Genomic DNA, 17176 nt, shown 5'->3' with positions numbered 1-17176 from the left:
AAGTGTTCACTACACTTCAAATTTCAATTGTGCTAAAATGAAATATAGTTCTTACGCTCACATTAAAATGGGTAAGGGTACATATAAAAAGAGCGAAGATGCTCTCATATATAATCTTCAGCAGCTACTGAAAAGCGCTTTTTATAGTGAGATGTGCTAAGGCTAGTTTGCGAATACGATATAGACCGTTGCCTTACTTGCATCACAGGGCGGTCTTTTTATTTTCTTACCTCAAGTAAATCATGAAGAGCGGAGGGAGCCAGATGAAATATGTAGTTATTTTGCTTGTCTTGCTAGCGCTGGGTGTTGGGTATTATATCGTTCAGAAAAAGAAAACAAGCAGCTCAAGCGATCCTTTGCGCACGACTAGCAGTAATGTGATCTCAATGGATAGTCATCGCAAAGCCAAACAGAGTCCAGGGGAGCAACCTTGCTCTTCTTGCAAGAAGAAGAATGGGAAGTTGATCTTCTACGCTCAAGACAATGGAACCGTGGTCGGCTTGTGTAAAGACTGCCAGTCTAAGGCAAAAAAAAGAGATATGTTACCGTTATAAAATAGAAAAATAAGTTGTATTAGCCCGTCCTTTATGATATTATTAACTCTGTTGTGTGGAATACGGTGGTCCGCTGCGGATAATGAGGGAGAGCTCAGATCTCTCCGGAAGAGGCAAGAACACCTGTACGGAAGGAGGAAGTCCTTAATGAATATCCTACAAGCTATTACGCAAGAGCAACTTCGTAAAGATATCCCTAGTTTTCGTCCGGGTGACACTTTGAAGGTGCATGTAAAAGTTATCGAGGGAACTCGTGAGCGTATCCAGTTGTTCGAAGGCGTTGTAATCAAACGTCGTGGCGGTGGAATCAGTGAGACTTTTACGGTTCGTAAAATTTCTTACGGTGTTGGTGTGGAAAGAACATTCCCAATCAACTCGCCTAAACTCGAAAAAATCGAAGTGGCTCGTCGTGGTAAAGTGCGTCGTGCTAAGCTTTATTACCTTCGTGAACTACGTGGTAAAGCAGCGAGAATTAAAGAAATTCGTCGCTAGAATAGTGACAGAGGAGAGGGGCTTGAGTTCAAGCCCCTTTCGCTTTATTTTTTTTTGAAAATATAAGAAAAGCATAAGTTTTACGTTATACATTATTCTTATATTTCTCGCATAAACGCATACCGTCCTTAAAAGGACGCTGAGGGCGTTTTAGCTTGGTATACAATGCGTGTGACATATACGCTTGGGGATAAGCTTCTCCGAAAAGGCCTCCTGAAGGAGTATCTGTGGAGGGGTTTTTGGCAGGAGTTTTTTTGTGTTGTATAGTAAGAGTAGTATTAAGAGAGGACGGTGAACTATGCAGCAGGAACAAAGCGAAACTTTGGAATCAAGCGAGCAGAACCCACGTAAACAGAAAAATGAAGTGCTGGAATGGGTCAAGGCCATTGCGATTGCTTTAGTTCTGGTTATACTGATTCGCTGGCTTTTATTCAAGCCTTTTATTGTAGATGGACCTTCCATGCAGCCTAATTTCCATACGGGAGAACGTGTTATCGTTAATGAAATTTTATACGATATAAGATCTCCGCAGCGGGGTGAGGTTATTGTATTCCACGTGCCATCTGAAGGCAGAGATTTTATTAAACGTGTAATTGGTGTGGCTGGAGATACTGTGAAAGTAGAAGGAGATGTAGTTACAGTTAACGGTGAGGTTGTTAACGAGACTTACATCCAAGGCGCTATTGATGCTGCGCATAGTAACAACGCTCTGTATAATAATAAAGATTTCCCAAATGAAAAATTCACGGATGGTACTGTGCCAGAAGGACATATTTTCGTTATGGGGGATAATCGCTCGGATAGTACAGACAGCCGGATGATTGGCTATGTGCCGCTGGGTGATATTGTGGGTCGTGCAGATTTAATCTTCTGGCCGATAAAAGATATTACACTGATTAACCATTAAGTTGACAGAAGTCAAAGGAGGTGACGGCAATGGCCATTCATTGGTTTCCTGGTCATATGACGAAGGCTAGGCGGCAAATCGAGGATAAGCTGAAGCTGATTGATGTTGTTATAGAGTTGCTCGATTCCCGTCTGCCGCTTTCCAGCCGCAATCCGATGATTGACGATATTTTGCGGGACAAGCCGAGATTAATTATTTTGAACAAAGCGGATCTGGCGGATCCGGAAATTACTCGGAAGTGGCTGGCGTACTTTAAGGAACAAGGGCATGTTGCCCATCCTGTGGACGCATCTACTGGAACAGGCGTTAAGGAGATTCCGGAGCAGGTCAAGCTGCTGTTGAAGGAAAAAATTGATCGGCAGATCGCAAGGGGAATGAACCCACGGGCTATGCGCGCATTGATCGTCGGTATTCCTAACGTCGGTAAATCAACGCTGATTAATCGAATGGCTGGTAAGAGTATCGCTGCTACGGGTGATCGCCCGGGGGTTACTAAGGGCCAGCAGTGGATTAAAACAGGAGGTAATCTGGAGCTTCTGGATACTCCTGGTATCTTATGGCCGAAGTTTGAGGATCAAGACGTGGGTTACCGCTTGGCCGTGACGGGTGCGATCAAAGAAGAAATCCTGAACATTGAGGACATTGCTTTTTATGCAGTGAAGTATTTGGTCAAGGATTATGGTTCCAGATTTCAAGAACGCTTTGGTATTGAGAAGCTTCCTGAGGATCTTGAGAACCCTGATGAGATCGTTGCAGTTATGGAAGCCGTGGGCCGCAAACGCGGTTGTCTGATTAGCGGTGGACATGTTGATCTGGAAAAAGCTTCACGTGCTTTGCTGCATGAGCTGCGGGCAGGTAAGCTTGGTCGTTTTACGCTGGAAACACCTTAAAGGCGTTTAAATGAATGGGTATGGAAGAGCCATCCGGAAATTTTCGGGGGCTCTTTTTTTTGCCGATTTGGATCAAATTGGAGTGGTTATTTGTACATGACCATGTGGGCTTTACTATGGTAAGCTGACTTATGTAGTTTATAGAATAATTTATAATTGGCGGTGACAGATTCGTGAGTACGATAGATATGTTGAGTTATGAAAAAGAGGGCTGGGAACAGTCTTATCGCCGTATAGCCGGCGTAGATGAAGTAGGCAGAGGTTGTTTGTTTGGGGATGTTGTTGCAGCAGCGGTGATTTTGCCGGAAGGGCTTATTATTGATGGCGTCAACGACTCTAAAAAGCTTACAGCGAAAAAAAGAGATGCCTTATTCGAGATTATTATGGAGCAGGCGATAGCTATTGGTGTAGGTTATGTGGATTCCCGCATGATTGATGAAATTAATATTAAACAGGCTTCTCGTCTGGCGATGAAAAAAGCGGTAGAAGGTCTTAGTCATACCCCGGACTATATGTTAATCGATGCTGAAAAAGTTGATCTTCCGTTGCCGCAGCAGGCGATCATAAAAGGGGATGCTAACAGCCAGTCTATTGCGGCAGCTTCGATTATAGCTAAAGTAACAAGAGATAGACTGTGTGAAGGGGTGTGGGAGGAATTATACCCTGATTATGGGATTGCGATACATAAAGGTTATGCGACCAAGCTTCACAGGGAACAAATTACGGCGTTAGGTCCGACACCTATGCATCGGCGCAGCTTTATTGGGAAGATTCTTGCTGAACAGCAAACCCTTTTTTAGAAATATCAGAATATAAAAGACGCCAAAGGCGTTTAAGCTTGGATAAATTCACCGCTCAAAAAAGTCGGATTAATACCGATATAGTAAGAAGAGAGAAAATGGAGGGAGGAGAAACGGTATGAATATCGGAACATTGATCCGTGGATTGCTCGGGGATAATAAACCGGGAGCAGCCAAGTCTTTGGAATTGAAGGAAGGGCAGGTTGTACGTGGTGTTGTATTGTCTGTATCGGATTCGGGAAAAGAAGCCGTTGTGCAGATTCAAGGCACACCTGTTCGTGCGGAGTTGGAAACACCACTACTGCCAGGAGAGACCCTGAACTTACAGGTTGGAGCACCCGGAGAAGGCGGATTGCCCGTATTGAAGCCGGTCTCCCTCGGCGAAACGGTGTTAGCCACCCCGCAAAACATGGGCGAGGCATTGGAATCGCTTGGGCTTACTGACTCCAAAGCGGGTCGGGAAATTGTGTTGGCGATGCAGTCGGGTGGTATTCCGCTTACCAAAGAGACAGCGGCGATTCTGGATGCTGTAATGAGTGCGAAACCTGCGGGCGTGCCGACCTCAGAATGGCTTGATGCAGCTGTCATTTCTGTAAAGCGGGGCTTGCCGGTTACCCCTGAAAGTGTGAAAGGATTGCAGCAGGCGGTTTTTGGTCCGCAGCTTCATCAGCTTTTGTCAGCGCTCGAAGAACAGATTACGATTTGGGCAGGTCAAGTCGCCGGTGAAGAAACAACAACAGCCGAAGCTAAACCTGGAATGGGTACCCCAACCGGAAAGCTGAATGCTCCTGTAACGACAGGTACGGGCGCTGTGATTAACGGGGAAGTGGTATCAGCAGGTGATGCTGATGCGGAAATGGACCAGGTGGCGGTTAAAGGAACTGGACAACCTGTAAGTAAACCTGCTGAAGGTAGTGGTGGTGTTACTACTACAAGCGGAAGTGCTGCTGCAACAGGAGGGGCAACGGGAGTCGGAGTTATTTCTGATGAACCAATAATTCCTTTGAATTCAGTGAAATCAGAAATATCAGGAAGTGTAGCTGCAAGTACAGCTGAAACTCCTGAGAATGAAACCGGTATTGTAACTGCCAAGCCAGTGGTCCCCGAAGAGGCTGGTGAGGTAGTTCAGCTCTCGAAGAGTGGAAATACTGGTGAACCTTTGACTGGGAAAATAACTTCTACGCTTGCTTCAGGAACTCAGAGTAGTGCTGCTAACACGCAAGGGGACGGAATTGTAAGCAATCAAAATAGTTCTAATCAGAGCGAAACTCATGGCAATGAAATGAGTCTAAATAAAGATAGAGCGCAGGGTAGTGTCAGTGGCGCGATTACAAGCGCCACTGGATCAGCAGGTGCAGATAGCCAGGCTGCTGCGGGAAGCCAAGCTGCTGCGCCTAGCGGGGCTGCCCTGCTCGCGAAGCTGCAGGGCGTGCTCACCGAGTTGCGCGGCAGCATGCCGCAGCTCGCGAACGTCCCGCCCGCTGACGCGGCGGGACAAGAACCTGCCCCCGCGCCGGCAGCGCCGCGCGGGGAGACCACGGCTGCTGCGGCTTCGCCGGTGCAGCCAGACACCGCCCCACCCGCGGATGCGGAGTCGTGGGTGGGGCGGGTGTTGAAGCTGCTCGGTGCGGAGCACGAGCAGCAGGCCGTGCGCGGCGGCGCTTTGCCGGCCGCGGAGACGGCGCGAGCGGCAGCGGGGACAGCTGCAGCCGCGCTAGGCAGTGTCGGCGGGGAGCAAGCTGCCGACACGTTGAAGGGCGTGCTGCTGCAGCTTATGAGCAGCAGCGAGGTGCCGCCCGCGGTAAAAGATGCCGCGAGCGGGCTAGTGCAGCAGCTGACAGGCCAACAGCTGCTGCTGAATACAGATCGGACTGCTCCCTTCGCACAGGTTACATTGTTCTTGCCGCTGCAAGGTCCAGATGGGCAGGAAACTGCATCGGTTCATATCCAGTCCAGGCGGGGCCGCAAAGGGGAGTTGGATGCAGCTAACTGTCGATTATGGTTCGATTTGGACATGAAGCAGCTAGGGCAGACATTGGTAGATGTGCAGGTTGTCGATCGAATCGTTAGTCTTAAGCTTCATAATGATCATCCGTGGGTGCTTGAGCTGCTGGAGACGCGGCGTGAAGAAATAAAAACTGCAGTAGAATCCATCGGTTATCAATTATCAGGTTTAAGAACCGAACCCTTGCCAGAATTGAATTTGCCTAAAGAGCTTGCTGGCTCCAATACTAATAAGTTTGTTGATTATGTTCCTGAGGCTTACAAAGGAGTGGATTACCGTATATGAATGAGCCTGTACAGCCAATTTCACAAGGGCTCAAAAAAGCGGTCGCTCTCAAATATAGTCCCGGACAAAACGAGGCTCCTGTCGTAGTAGCCAAGGGACAAGGCGCGATAGCAGACCTTATTCTGCAAAAGGCTAAGGAGAGCGGGGTTGCTGTTCAGGAAGATGCAGCCCTCGTGGAGGTTCTTTCAAAGCTTGATCTGGACCAACAGATTCCGTCTGAGCTCTATCAGCTGGTGGCGGAAATCCTCAGCTTTGTGTATCAGAGCGATCGTTCCGCTGGTGAACGGGGACAAGAATGAAAGAGCCCTATGTAAGAAAGCACTATAACCGCAAAGAGAAAGGAGCTGCTGCAGAGAACGGAGCTGTGCAGTACCTATCTTCTAGCGGGTATATGATATTGGAACGGAATTGGCGTTGTCGTACTGGAGAGCTTGATATCATTGCGGAGCGTGAATACTGTATTGTTGTTGTCGAAGTTCGTAGCCGCAGTGGAGAGCTGCTTCAGGGAACTCCAGAAGAATCGGTGAATGCTCGCAAAATAAACCAGGTTCGGAGTACAACACAGGTTTATTTGCATATGAAGGGTTATGAGGAACGGCGGGTTTCTTTTGATGTAATTAGCGTCTTGTTAAATGACGATCTTAGCCTAGCTTCACTTAGTCATATTCGCGAGGCGTTTTAAGAGTAACTCTATTTTCTCATGCGATTCTTTATGAATTTGCTGCTGTTCTGATAAAAAAGTCTTTACATACCTTCCGCACTGTGGGTCATTTCTCAAAAGAAATGGGTAAACATTAGGAGTAACTTTTTAATGTCATCATGAGGAGGGCTGTCTAGTGAAGAATAAACCTTCTGAAATGCAGGTTAGTTTTACATGCCAATATTGCCAGCAGAAGATTGAAGTGAAATTTAAAGCAGAGCCAATATCTGTCGTCTGTTGCGATAATTGCAATAAGACCTTCACGGTAATGCGGCCCACTATAGCGGAGGAAATATTAATAGATTGGGAAAATGAAGCGTTATTTCAAAAAATCCGGGCTGAAAAGTCGCAAAACAGCAATAGCAGTCTCTTAGCGCTTGTAATTAGAGTTATTGAACTGCTTACATGGCGTGACAAAGGCAATGGACAGGTGGAAGCGATCAAGGAGATGCGTGGCTGGCTCATTGACAATGAGGAGGCGCCTCCTTTAGCTGAACTGATTCAGAGTGATGTTAATAAACGTTCGAGTAAGCGGCGCGACTGGGAAAAGTAACATTAATAATAAAGAGGTATTCCGTCATCGCCTCATGACATAGAATGATACGTATAATTTCGTGAGAAATTAGGCGGAAAAGTCCTCGGGGCTCCGAATTTCCTAGGGTTTATGGGTAGTCGGAGCTTTTTTCATACATACTGTCATTAGAATAGGAACAAAAGGAGGGTGCACATGGCTAAGGTTTTTTTCACATCAGATCATCATTTTGGGCATAAGTTGATCATTGATTTTGAATCCAGACCCTTCAACGATGTAGAGCAAATGAATGAAGTTATGATTGAAAGTTGGAATTCGGTAGTGAATCCGGAAGACAAAGTATTTCATTTGGGAGACTTTTCTTTTCTGAATAAGGAGGCAACTCGTGCGATTGTGGCCAGGCTGCATGGATACAAAATCCTGATTCTTGGCAATCATGATCGCGGCCGCAGCCGAAGTTGGTGGCTTGATGCAGGTTTTGATGAGGTTAGTGAATATCCTTTGATTTATAAGGATTTCTTTTTCCTCTCACATGAGCCTATGTACATGAATAAACATATGCCTTACGTAAATGTGCACGGCCATATTCATGGGCAAAAATATGAGGGAAACAATCATTTTAACATTTGTGTAGAACATTGGAACTATAAACCGTTGACTTTTGAGCAGATTAGGGACTCGGTCGTAGTTAAAGAAGGAGATTGATGTAGGTCTTTAGAGATGTGCTTTCGCTTTTATGTAAAACTTGAATTTCTTATTCTAAAGATAAATTGCTCACAGATTGCGTTAGGACACAACTTCTATAATGTACTTAACAGCTAATATATATTTGGAAAATAAGGAAGCACCTTTTTTCTTGAAGCTATGACACCCCAAATTAGGGTGTAATTCAGGAGATGAGGTGTTTTTATTATGTATGGGAAAATGTTTAGCGCGTGTCTGTATGGGATTGAAGGGGTAATGATTGGTGTGGAAATCGATCTTGCAAATGGACTGCCGCAGACGAATATCATTGGCTTACCAGATTCAGCGATTCGCGAGGCTGTTGAACGAGTTAGGGCTGCCGTTAAAAATTGCGGTTACCGCTATCCACAGCAGCGTATTACGATCAATCTTGCTCCAGCTGACCTGCGTAAAGAAGGTTCCGCTTTTGATCTAGCGATTGCTTTAGGGATACTGATAACTAGTGGCCAGTTGATTATGCCTTCAGCTCAAGAGATGCTTTTGATTGGAGAGCTTGCGCTCGACGGCAGTCTGCGTCCGGTTTCGGGTGTGTTGCCGATGGTTGAAGCAGCGCGTAAAAGCGGGTTTAAAGCCGTTCTGCTCCCGCAAGGCAATGCGGCAGAAGCCGCTTTAATCAGTGGCATAAATGTTTATACCATCGACCATTTGCAAGCGTTAGCGAATGCTGCTGAATCTGTGGCTAGCTTTGGTCCGATTATAGATAAGCTAGTTCCTCTAGAAGAATCTGAAGGATCACTACTTCCTTTTCCTGTATCCGTGAGTATGGGGATGGGGGCAAAAGAACAACCTCCGGTGCTTGTTCTTTCTGTTGAGCATCTCAAATATAACCCTAAATATTCTGATTCTGAGGCTGCTTCTTCCGAAGCGAATGAAATAATGGATGATTACAGTGATGTGCTTGGACAGCAACATGTGAAAAGAGCACTAACTATCGCGGCTGCAGGGATGCATAATATTATGCTCATCGGTCCACCTGGCACAGGCAAAACGATGCTGATCAAACGCCTTCCCAGTATCCTTCCGCAATTGTCGGACAGTGAGGCACTTGAGGTAACCAAAATTTTTAGTGCGGCTGGAAATTTGAAGGATGCACACAACGGTTTGCTGCGAAGTCGTCCATTTCGTTCTCCACACCACACGATATCTTCTGCCGGATTAATTGGAGGGGGCGGTATTCCCAAGCCAGGTGAGGTAAGTCTTGCGCATCGAGGTATTCTGTTTCTGGATGAATTGCCTGAATTCTCCCGGAATGTGCTTGAAGTGTTGCGACAGCCCCTCGAAGATGGGGTGGTTACTATAAGTCGTGCCCGGGCTTCCTTTACTTTTCCTGCCAAATTCATGCTCGCTGCATCGATGAATCCGTGCAGCTGCGGCTTTTTTGGAAGCGGTATCTCCCAGCAAAATTGTACCTGTAGTCCATCAAGGATTGCCCAATATCGAGCCAAAATATCCGGTCCATTATTGGATCGGATCGACTTACAGGTTGATGTTCCCCGCCCGAAGGAATGGAATCGGCAGGGGCATGTTTTATCGTCAGCAGAGATGCGTGCGGAGGTGTTGGCTGCTCAGGCCATCCAAGCTAAACGTTACAAACGACTGGCGATTTCATGGAACAGCGAACTTTCCGGTGCTTCCCTTCGGAAATATGCAAGCCTAAACCGTGAGAGTGCTCAAATACTGTATGACATATTGGAGAATTTAGGTCTAAGCATGCGAGCGCATGATCGGATTATTAAGCTATCCCGTACCATAGCTGATCTGGAGGGTGCACAGGATATTTCTTCTGCACATCTCGCGGAAGCTGTGCAATACCGTAATCTGGATCGACAGGTATTAGTGGAGGAATAAAGATAAAAGAGCAGCGATTCCCGTTAATGAGAATCGCTGCTCTATACAATGGACCGGTAGTGACGAGCACCGCCGAACCATTATTATGCTCTGATGCTTACGGAACGGACCTTGAGGACGTTGTTTGCAAGTTTTTAGCCCTTGGAGCGTAGATTCGGACTCTGGAGACGCTATTCCTTCGGAAGAAGGTTATATTGAGTGGTTTTCATTCCAATAGCTGCTATGAGGTCCGATAGCATCCCAAATATGGGATTAAGTTGCGTTTAAGATCAACTGTGTCCGTTAGCGACTTCGAATGTGAAATGCCACGTATTCAAACGAAGGTTAGATCGTTTAGCAAATTTCACATACATTTTTCTCTATAATTTCTTACAGTACATTCAGTTCTACTTCGATATTGCCACGAGTGGCACGGGAGTAAGGACATGCGCCATGGGCAGCTTCTACCAAAGATGCTGCGGTTTCTCTGTCAACGCCTTTAACCAGCACGTCAAGCTTAACCGCAATGCCGAATCCGCCATCTTCAACTTTACCAAAGCTTACAGTAGCCGTAACTTCACTGCCTTCAATCTTCACTTTTCCAAGACGAGCAACCATGTTCAGAGCACTGTCAAAACAAGCGGAGTAGCCAGCTGCGAATAATTGTTCAGGATTAGTGCCTTCACCACCGGCACCACCCATTTCGCGTGGTGTACTGATCGTAAGGTTGAGTTTAGGGCTTTCTGATTCTATATAACCGTTTCTTCCCCCAACGGCTTTAACTGTGGTTTCATACATCTTTTGTTGAATTGTCATCATAATAAATCTCTCCTATTCACTAATTAGTTTGTGTACAATCTAATTTATCACAATTAATATAAAAGTCAAATTAATTTTTTGCTATTATTATGATATATGAGGGAATTATGATAAAATAAAGAGATAAGGCGGGTGAATAAATATGAAAATGAGTGAAGAAGATATGCAGAAAATGACTACAACCCCAGAGCTGCTGATCGAGAATCAGCTCTGTTTTACCATTTATGCTTGCTCGCGTGAGATTACAAAGCTGTACCAACCGTATTTGGATAAGATCGGTTTAACTTACTCCCAATACTTAGTAATGCTTGTGTTATGGGAACGGCAGCAATGTACAGTGAAAGAGATTGGTGAGGCGTTATTTTTGGATTCAGGAACGCTGACTCCGTTATTGAAACGCTTGCAAGCTGCAGGCCTAATTATACGTGAACGCTCGATGCAGGATGAGCGAAAAGTATTAATCTCACTAACGAAACAAGGCTGGGCACTCCAAAGTGATGCCGTGTGTATTCCCGGCAAAATGATGGAAGAAACGACACTGACAAATAATGAATCCATAGAGCTACTTGATCAGTTTAAAGACTTACTGAATCGTGTTCACGAAGCTAATATCCAAGATAGTAAAAAGTAAGCGTAGTAAGGAGTCAATGCGATCGTTCGCATTCCGGCATGAAATCAAGCGAAAAAATGTGTACAAATCATGAATATATTTAAGGTAAGCGTTTTAAAAACATGTTACACTATTCTGGGTTCCTTTGTATGGCATATAGGTAAATATAAGCTTAGTCTTATAGATTTACACAATGTCTCTTGCAGAAATAATGCCATTCTTTTTACGAGTGGTAGATCAGTTTCTGCTGGTTCCGGAATAGTGCTGCATGTATAACATCAGCCTATCCCTAACCCCGCGGCAATCAAAACGGAAAGCGAGATGACAACAGGCTGCCTGTTTAGTCACCACGCTACTTTAGGAGGCTACCGCTATGAATATCCACGAGTATCAGGGAAAAGAAGTGCTTAAGAAGTACGGTGTAGCCGTACCGAATGGAAAAGTAGCTTATACAGTGGAGGAAGCGGTAGAAGCCGCAGAGTCACTGAGCACACCAGTTGTTGTAGTTAAAGCTCAGATTCACGCAGGTGGACGCGGTAAAGCTGGAGGAGTAAAGGTTGCTAAGAATATCGATGAGGTGCGTAGTTACGCAACTGAGATTCTGGGCAAGACTCTAGTAACTCACCAGACTGGACCGGAGGGTAAGGTAGTAAAAAGACTGCTCATTGAAGAGGGTTGTCAAATTGTTAAGGAGTATTACATTGGTATCGTAGTTGACAGAGGTACTGGCCGAGTGGTCATGATGGCTTCTGAAGAAGGCGGTACTGAGATTGAAGAAGTAGCTGCAACACATCCGGAGAAAATTTTTAAAGAGATCATTGATCCGGCAGTGGGTTTGCAGACTTTCCAGGCGCGTAAGCTGGCTTATAGTATCTCTATTCCTAATGAGCTGGTAGGCAAAACTGTGAAATTCATGCAAGCGCTATATTTAGCTTTCGTGGATAAAGATTGCTCTATTGCCGAAATTAACCCATTGGTAGTGACTGCGGATGGGAATGTGATGGCACTGGATGCCAAACTGAATTTTGATTCCAACGCCTTGTTCCGTCATAAGGATATTCTAGAGCTGCGGGATTTGGATGAAGAGGATTTAAAGGAAATCGAAGCCTCGAAGTATGACCTTAGTTACATTGCACTTGATGGCAATATTGGGTGCATGGTAAACGGTGCAGGTCTCGCGATGGCGACTATGGATATTATTAAGTATTATGGGGGCGAACCCGCCAACTTCCTGGATGTAGGGGGCGGTGCAACGACCGAGAAGGTAACAGAAGCCTTTAAAATCATTTTATCCGATGAAAAGGTGAACGGAATTTTTGTTAACATTTTCGGTGGTATTATGCGCTGTGATGTTATCGCTAACGGTGTTGTAGAAGCGGCTAGTCAACTGGGTTTGACCAAACCGCTGGTTGTGCGTCTTGAGGGAACAAATGTTGGATTGGGCAAGCAGATTTTGGCCGGATCGGGACTTAATATTGTTGCTGCTGATTCTATGGCGGACGGTGCCCGTAAGATTGTGTCTCTTGTGCAATAATGGCCTGATTTAGGAAGCCAGTTATCGTATTTGACAATATAAGTAGGGATGTGACTTAAGGCATGAGCATTCTTGTAGATAAAAATACGAAAGTTATCACGCAGGGAATTACAGGATCAACGGGTTTGTTCCATACTAAAGGTGCGCTGGATTATGGAACACAGATGGTTGGAGGGGTAACACCGGGTAAAGGTGGAACATCTGTCAACATCACGCTTGAAAATGGCAGTGAGGTTAGCCTTCCGGTATTCGATACTGTTGTAGCTGCTAAGGCGGCTACAGGCGCAACCGCTAGTGTAATCTATGTACCGCCAGCATTTGCAGCAGACTCCATAATGGAAGCCGTGGACGCAGAACTCGACCTGGTGATTTGTATTACCGAAGGGATTCCAGTGCTTGATATGGTAAAAGTGTCCCGTTATATGGAGGGGCGCTCTACTGTATTGATCGGACCCAACTGTCCGGGAGTTATCACTCCTGGTGAGTGCAAAATAGGAATTATGCCGGGTTATATTCATATGCCAGGGTATGTAGGTGTTGTCTCGCGCAGCGGAACTCTAACCTATGAGGCTGTTCATCAGCTGACCACGCGTGGAATCGGGCAATCTTCAGCTGTAGGTATTGGCGGAGACCCTGTTAAAGGCTCAGAGTTTATTGATATTCTGAAGCTTTTTAATGAGGATCCGGGTACAAAGGCAGTCATCATGATTGGTGAAATTGGCGGAACCGCAGAGGAAGAAGCAGCAGAGTGGATTCGTGAGCATATGACTAAGCCTGTTGTAGGGTTTATTGGCGGTGCTACTGCCCCTCCTGGCAAACGTATGGGGCATGCGGGTGCTATTATTTCCGGAGGCAAGGGCACAGCGAGTGAGAAAATTGCCGTACTTGAATCGTGCGGAATCAAGGTTGCTCCTACACCTGCCGAAATGGGCTCAACGCTAGTAAGTGTGCTCGAAGAACGCGGTATTCTTAGCGCTTTTACAACGCATTAATTATTTTATTTAATTGAAGGAATTCACTCTACGCGAGTGGGCTTCTTTCGTGTATAATTATTTCAGAGGTAAGCAACCTTTTGTTCCTATCCAAGGGATAAAAGGTTGCTTTTTTGTTTTTTAACATAGAAAAATATTGAATTAAAAGAAAATATTGCATTCCTCTAATTCATGTTACAAAATAGGGAAGGCTAACCCTTCCATTAAAGGAGAGTAAGCTTATATGGAAGAAAAAGATCTGCTGTTTGGTTTTAATGAAGTGGAGGGGATTGGCTGGAAGAGTATCGACAAGATTCGCAGAGCCGGCTTAATGTCAGAACGAGCATTTTCCTGTAGTGCAAAAGATTGGGAAACGATCGGATTGAACGGAAAGCTGTCGAATTATCTTGCTTCCATATATACATTAGAATGGATCGCCAAAAGGCGCTTATTAATGGAAGAATGTGCAGTGAAGATGGTCAGTGTGTTTGATGCGGCTTATCCTGTTTTGTTGAAAGAGACGGCACAGCCACCGTGGATCCTTTATTATCGAGGTCGTTTGGAACTGTTATCAACTCCTAGTGTGGCGATGGTTGGCACTCGTGTGCCAACAGCATATGGACGAAAGGTAGGGGAGATTCTCGCGGAGGAGCTTAGTGCAGCAGGTCTAACGGTGGTTAGCGGACTTGCGAGGGGGATCGATAGCATTTGTCATGAAGCGGCGCTAAGAAGCGGTGGAGGGACCATAGCGGTAGTGGCAACAGGGTTGGACAAAGTCTATCCAACTGAGAATATTGAACTGGAGCGGCGTATTTCTCAGGAAGGGCTTGTCATTACAGAGTATCCTCTTGGAACTAAAAGTCATCCTGGATTATTTCCACAGCGTAATCGGATCATAGCAGGTTTATCACGGGGGACAGTGGTCGTGGAGGCTGACAGTCGCAGTGGATCACTTATTACAGCCGATGCTGCCTTGGAAGCTGGGAGGGATGTCTTCGCCGTTCCCGGACCTATTACATCACCTAAGAGCAGAGGGGCGTTAGAGCTTATCAAGCAGGGGGCAAAGCTGGTAACCAGTGGATTAGATATTATAGAAGAATATACTTCTTATTTGCCGACAAACGTAATAAAAACAGGGAATAATAGCACTACCGAACAGACAGCAGACGACTTTATGATTGAAAAGAAATTGACAAATGAGGAGTCTCACCTATACCATATACTGCATCAAGGCCCTTTTATATTGGACGATCTGCTTGTAAGAACAGGATGGGATTTTGGACATTTGCATTCAGTTCTGTTATCTTTAATCATAAAAAAAGCGGTAACACAATTACCAGGAGCTATTTATAAGGTAATTTAATATAGAGGTGCGAGTGTTAACGAGGAGGAAGAGTCTATGGCAGATGCATTAGTTATTGTCGAGTCGCCTGCAAAAGCGAAGACAATTGGCAAATATCTAGGTAGTAAATATATTGTAAAGGCATCAATGGGACATATTAGAGATCTACCGAAGAGTCAAATTGGTGTTGAGGTGGAGAATGATTTCAGTCCCAAATATATTACTATCCGCGGTAAGGGATCTATATTGAAGGAATTGAAAGACGCTAGTAAAAAAGTTAAAAAAGTTTATCTCGCAGCTGACCCCGACCGCGAAGGGGAAGCAATTGCTTGGCATTTGGCGCATGCGCTGGATTTAGATAATACACAAGAATGCAGAGTTGTTTTTAATGAGATCACCAAACAAGCGGTAAAAGATGCTTTTAAGACACCGCGTAAGATTAATATGGATCTCGTGAATGCACAGCAGGCTAGACGTATTTTGGATCGACTGGTAGGGTACAAGATTAGCCCTCTATTATGGAAGAAAGTCAAAAAAGGTTTATCTGCTGGACGTGTACAATCCGTTGCCGTGAAGATCATTATGGATCGTGAGAATGAAATCTCCGCTTTTGTACCCACCGAATATTGGAGCATAACGGCGAAGCTTGGAATCCGGGATTCCGTCTTTGAAGCTAAGTTTCATAAGCTGAATGGTGTGAAAAAAGAACTGAACCAGGAAAGTGATGTTCAGGAGGTTCTTGAAGCCATTAACAACGCATCTTTTAAGGTGAGTGATGTGAAGGAGAAGGAAAGACAACGTCATCCTTCAGCTCCTTTTACCACCAGCTCCCTACAACAGGAAGCAGCTCGTAAGCTTGGATTCCGTGCCGCTAAGACAATGTCTGTTGCACAGCAGCTATACGAAGGTGTGGAACTCGGTAAAGAAGGTACCGTAGGTTTGATCACTTATATGCGTACTGACTCCACGCGTCTCTCTGTCACCGCTCAGGATGAAGCTAAAGAGCTTATAACAGCTAAGTATGGTGAGAAGTTCTTGCCCGAATCCCCACGGCAGTATTCTAAAAAGGCAGCTGGAGCACAGGAAGCGCATGAAGCGATTCGTCCTACCTCGGCATTACGCGAACCTGAAATGGTCAAAGAGTTCTTGAGCCGTGATCAATTCCGTCTCTACAAGCTAGTGTGGGAGCGGTTCGTATCAAGTCAGATGTCTTCTGCCCTGCTGGATACGCTTTCGGTCGATATTGCTGCAGGTACTGCTACATTCAGAGCTGTTGGTTCGAAGGTTTCATTCCCCGGGTTCATGAAGGTTTACGTAGAAGGCAACGATGACGGAACTACAGATGAAGACAAGTATTTGCCGCCGCTTCAAGCGGGAGATGCTTTAAATAAGCAGGAGATCGAGCCTAAGCAGCACTTTACACAACCGCCTCCACGATATACGGAAGCAAGACTTGTAAAGACGCTTGAGGAGCTGGGTATAGGCCGTCCAAGTACATATGCCCCAACGCTGGAAACCATCCAGAAGCGTGGTTATGTGGCTATTGAAGAGAAAAAATTCATGCCAACCGAACTTGGCGAGCTTGTAATAGAGCAGATGGAGCAATTTTTCCCCGAAATCCTAAACGTTGAATTCACCGCGAACATGGAAGGGGATCTTGACCATGTGGAAGAGGGCTCAGAAGACTGGGTAAAGGTTCTTGCAGAGTTTTACGAATCGTTTGAGAAGCGTTTGGTGTTTGCGGAAGAAGAGATGAAAGAAATTGAGATTGAAGATGAAGTCTCTGATGAGATCTGTGAGAAATGCGGCAAACCTCTCGTGTATAAGCTGGGTCGCTTTGGGAAATTCCTAGCATGCTCTGGCTTTCCGGATTGCCGAAACACGAAACCGATTATCAAGGATATTGGCGTAACTTGCCCTAAATGTCATGAAGGTAAGGTTGTGGAGCGACGCAGTAAAAAAGGGCGTGTTTTCTATGGCTGCGACCAGTACCCTGGTTGTGATTTCGTTTCATGGGATAGACCTTCTATAAAACCATGTCCATCATGTGGATCTTGGATGATTGAGAAACGTAATAAGCAAGGAACCAAGCTACAATGTACGTCTTGTGATCATACAGAGGCGGTTCTAGACAACGAAGAAGAATTAGCAGATTAATAGTCTC

At 45.4% G+C, this 17176-nt stretch carries 17 protein-coding genes; 16 read left to right on the top strand and 1 reads right to left on the bottom strand.

The genetic code is table 11. The features are described 5' to 3' along the window. The first annotated feature begins 263 nt into the window (after positions 1 to 263). The 11 genes from MHI25_RS19280 to MHI25_RS19230 all read left to right on the top strand — a co-directional run bounded on the left by MHI25_RS19280 (position 264) and on the right by MHI25_RS19230 (position 9757). Positions 264 to 554: a hypothetical protein gene (locus MHI25_RS19280; protein ID WP_051491579.1), complete on the top strand. Its 291-nt coding sequence runs from the start codon at positions 264 to 266 to the stop codon at positions 552 to 554. A gap of 147 nt (positions 555 to 701) precedes the next feature. Next, positions 702 to 1046: a 50S ribosomal protein L19 gene (gene rplS, locus MHI25_RS19275; RefSeq protein ID WP_036688590.1), complete on the top strand. Its 345-nt coding sequence runs from the start codon at positions 702 to 704 to the stop codon at positions 1044 to 1046. A 298-nt stretch (positions 1047 to 1344) separates the two neighbouring features. Then, on the top strand, positions 1345 to 1953 hold the full coding sequence (gene lepB, locus MHI25_RS19270; RefSeq protein ID WP_036688589.1) for a signal peptidase I: 609 nt from the start codon (positions 1345 to 1347) through the stop codon (positions 1951 to 1953). Positions 1954 to 1982: 29 nt separating this feature from the next. Next, complete coding sequence (gene ylqF, locus MHI25_RS19265) at positions 1983 to 2843, top strand: ribosome biogenesis GTPase YlqF (protein ID WP_340393976.1); 861 nt, start codon at positions 1983 to 1985, stop codon at positions 2841 to 2843. A 188-nt stretch (positions 2844 to 3031) separates the two neighbouring features. Continuing rightward, positions 3032 to 3643: a ribonuclease HII gene (locus MHI25_RS19260; protein WP_076100429.1), complete on the top strand. Its 612-nt coding sequence runs from the start codon at positions 3032 to 3034 to the stop codon at positions 3641 to 3643. Positions 3644 to 3761: 118 nt separating this feature from the next. After that, complete coding sequence (locus tag MHI25_RS19255) at positions 3762 to 5933, top strand: DNA ligase (RefSeq protein WP_340393975.1); 2172 nt, start codon at positions 3762 to 3764, stop codon at positions 5931 to 5933. Next, positions 5930 to 6232: an EscU/YscU/HrcU family type III secretion system export apparatus switch protein gene (locus MHI25_RS19250; RefSeq protein ID WP_038571992.1), complete on the top strand. Its 303-nt coding sequence runs from the start codon at positions 5930 to 5932 to the stop codon at positions 6230 to 6232. Before MHI25_RS19255 ends, MHI25_RS19250 begins: the two co-directional genes overlap by 4 nt. Further along, on the top strand, positions 6229 to 6615 hold the full coding sequence (locus tag MHI25_RS19245; protein WP_340393974.1) for a YraN family protein: 387 nt from the start codon (positions 6229 to 6231) through the stop codon (positions 6613 to 6615). The genes MHI25_RS19250 and MHI25_RS19245 overlap by 4 nt, the downstream gene beginning before the upstream one ends. Before the next feature lie 154 nt (positions 6616 to 6769). Then, positions 6770 to 7186, top strand: a complete 417-nt coding sequence (locus MHI25_RS19240) for a hypothetical protein (RefSeq protein WP_051491578.1) — start codon at positions 6770 to 6772, stop codon at positions 7184 to 7186. Between the two features lie 174 nt (positions 7187 to 7360). Further along, positions 7361 to 7870: a metallophosphoesterase gene (locus tag MHI25_RS19235; protein ID WP_076127089.1), complete on the top strand. Its 510-nt coding sequence runs from the start codon at positions 7361 to 7363 to the stop codon at positions 7868 to 7870. A gap of 207 nt (positions 7871 to 8077) precedes the next feature. Beyond that, positions 8078 to 9757, top strand: coding sequence for a YifB family Mg chelatase-like AAA ATPase (locus tag MHI25_RS19230; protein ID WP_248548844.1), 1680 nt, complete (start codon positions 8078 to 8080; stop codon positions 9755 to 9757). A 369-nt stretch (positions 9758 to 10126) separates the two neighbouring features. Here the strand turns inward: MHI25_RS19230 and MHI25_RS19225 are convergent, their stop codons facing one another. After that, complete coding sequence (locus MHI25_RS19225; RefSeq protein ID WP_036688575.1) at positions 10127 to 10555, bottom strand: organic hydroperoxide resistance protein; 429 nt, start codon at positions 10553 to 10555, stop codon at positions 10127 to 10129. 142 nt (positions 10556 to 10697) lie between these two features. Between MHI25_RS19225 and MHI25_RS19220 the strand changes: the two genes are divergently transcribed. From MHI25_RS19220 to topA, 5 genes are all read left to right on the top strand, one after another. After that, positions 10698 to 11186 carry a MarR family transcriptional regulator gene (locus MHI25_RS19220; RefSeq protein ID WP_235219564.1) on the top strand — a complete coding sequence of 163 codons (489 nt, stop codon included), beginning with the start codon at positions 10698 to 10700 and terminating at the stop codon, positions 11184 to 11186. 352 nt (positions 11187 to 11538) lie between these two features. Then, positions 11539 to 12699, top strand: coding sequence for an ADP-forming succinate--CoA ligase subunit beta (gene sucC / locus MHI25_RS19215; protein ID WP_038571984.1), 1161 nt, complete (start codon positions 11539 to 11541; stop codon positions 12697 to 12699). Between the two features lie 62 nt (positions 12700 to 12761). Next, a complete protein-coding gene (gene sucD, locus MHI25_RS19210; protein ID WP_036688571.1) occupies positions 12762 to 13691 on the top strand; it encodes a succinate--CoA ligase subunit alpha in 930 nt (309 codons plus the stop codon). 223 nt (positions 13692 to 13914) lie between these two features. Next, positions 13915 to 15033 carry a DNA-processing protein DprA gene (dprA, locus tag MHI25_RS19205; RefSeq protein WP_340393968.1) on the top strand — a complete coding sequence of 373 codons (1119 nt, stop codon included), beginning with the start codon at positions 13915 to 13917 and terminating at the stop codon, positions 15031 to 15033. A 36-nt stretch (positions 15034 to 15069) separates the two neighbouring features. Then, the gene (topA, locus tag MHI25_RS19200) at positions 15070 to 17169 is read left to right on the top strand and encodes a type I DNA topoisomerase (RefSeq protein WP_076301628.1); all 2100 of its coding nucleotides are present in this window, start codon (positions 15070 to 15072) and stop codon (positions 17167 to 17169) included. The last annotated feature ends 7 nt before the right edge of the window (positions 17170 to 17176 follow it).

Source organism: Paenibacillus sp. FSL E2-0177 (genome assembly GCF_037992975.1).
GTDB classification, from domain to species: Bacteria; Bacillota; Bacilli; order Paenibacillales; family Paenibacillaceae; genus Paenibacillus_AQ; species Paenibacillus_AQ odorifer.
The sequence above is the reverse complement of the archived record's forward strand: the minus strand, read 5'-3'. Positions and strand labels throughout refer to the sequence as shown.

Excerpts from the sequence above, each read along its gene's own strand:
- MHI25_RS19280 (WP_051491579.1), top strand. The coding sequence starts at position 264 with ATGAAATATGTAGTTATTTTGCTTGTCTTGCTAGCGCTGGGTGTTGGG.
- rplS (WP_036688590.1), top strand. The coding sequence starts at position 702 with ATGAATATCCTACAAGCTATTACGCAAGAGCAACTTCGTAAAGATATC.
- lepB (WP_036688589.1), top strand. The coding sequence starts at position 1,345 with ATGCAGCAGGAACAAAGCGAAACTTTGGAATCAAGCGAGCAGAACCCA.
- ylqF (WP_340393976.1), top strand. The coding sequence starts at position 1,983 with ATGGCCATTCATTGGTTTCCTGGTCATATGACGAAGGCTAGGCGGCAA.
- MHI25_RS19260 (WP_076100429.1), top strand. The coding sequence starts at position 3,032 with ATGTTGAGTTATGAAAAAGAGGGCTGGGAACAGTCTTATCGCCGTATA.
- MHI25_RS19255 (WP_340393975.1), top strand. The coding sequence starts at position 3,762 with ATGAATATCGGAACATTGATCCGTGGATTGCTCGGGGATAATAAACCG.
- MHI25_RS19250 (WP_038571992.1), top strand. The coding sequence starts at position 5,930 with ATGAATGAGCCTGTACAGCCAATTTCACAAGGGCTCAAAAAAGCGGTC.
- MHI25_RS19245 (WP_340393974.1), top strand. The coding sequence starts at position 6,229 with ATGAAAGAGCCCTATGTAAGAAAGCACTATAACCGCAAAGAGAAAGGA.
- MHI25_RS19235 (WP_076127089.1), top strand. The coding sequence starts at position 7,361 with ATGGCTAAGGTTTTTTTCACATCAGATCATCATTTTGGGCATAAGTTG.
- MHI25_RS19230 (WP_248548844.1), top strand. The coding sequence starts at position 8,078 with ATGTATGGGAAAATGTTTAGCGCGTGTCTGTATGGGATTGAAGGGGTA.
- MHI25_RS19225 (WP_036688575.1), bottom strand. The coding sequence starts at position 10,555 with ATGATGACAATTCAACAAAAGATGTATGAAACCACAGTTAAAGCCGTT.
- MHI25_RS19220 (WP_235219564.1), top strand. The coding sequence starts at position 10,698 with ATGAAAATGAGTGAAGAAGATATGCAGAAAATGACTACAACCCCAGAG.
- sucC (WP_038571984.1), top strand. The coding sequence starts at position 11,539 with ATGAATATCCACGAGTATCAGGGAAAAGAAGTGCTTAAGAAGTACGGT.
- sucD (WP_036688571.1), top strand. The coding sequence starts at position 12,762 with ATGAGCATTCTTGTAGATAAAAATACGAAAGTTATCACGCAGGGAATT.
- dprA (WP_340393968.1), top strand. The coding sequence starts at position 13,915 with ATGGAAGAAAAAGATCTGCTGTTTGGTTTTAATGAAGTGGAGGGGATT.
- topA (WP_076301628.1), top strand. The coding sequence starts at position 15,070 with ATGGCAGATGCATTAGTTATTGTCGAGTCGCCTGCAAAAGCGAAGACA.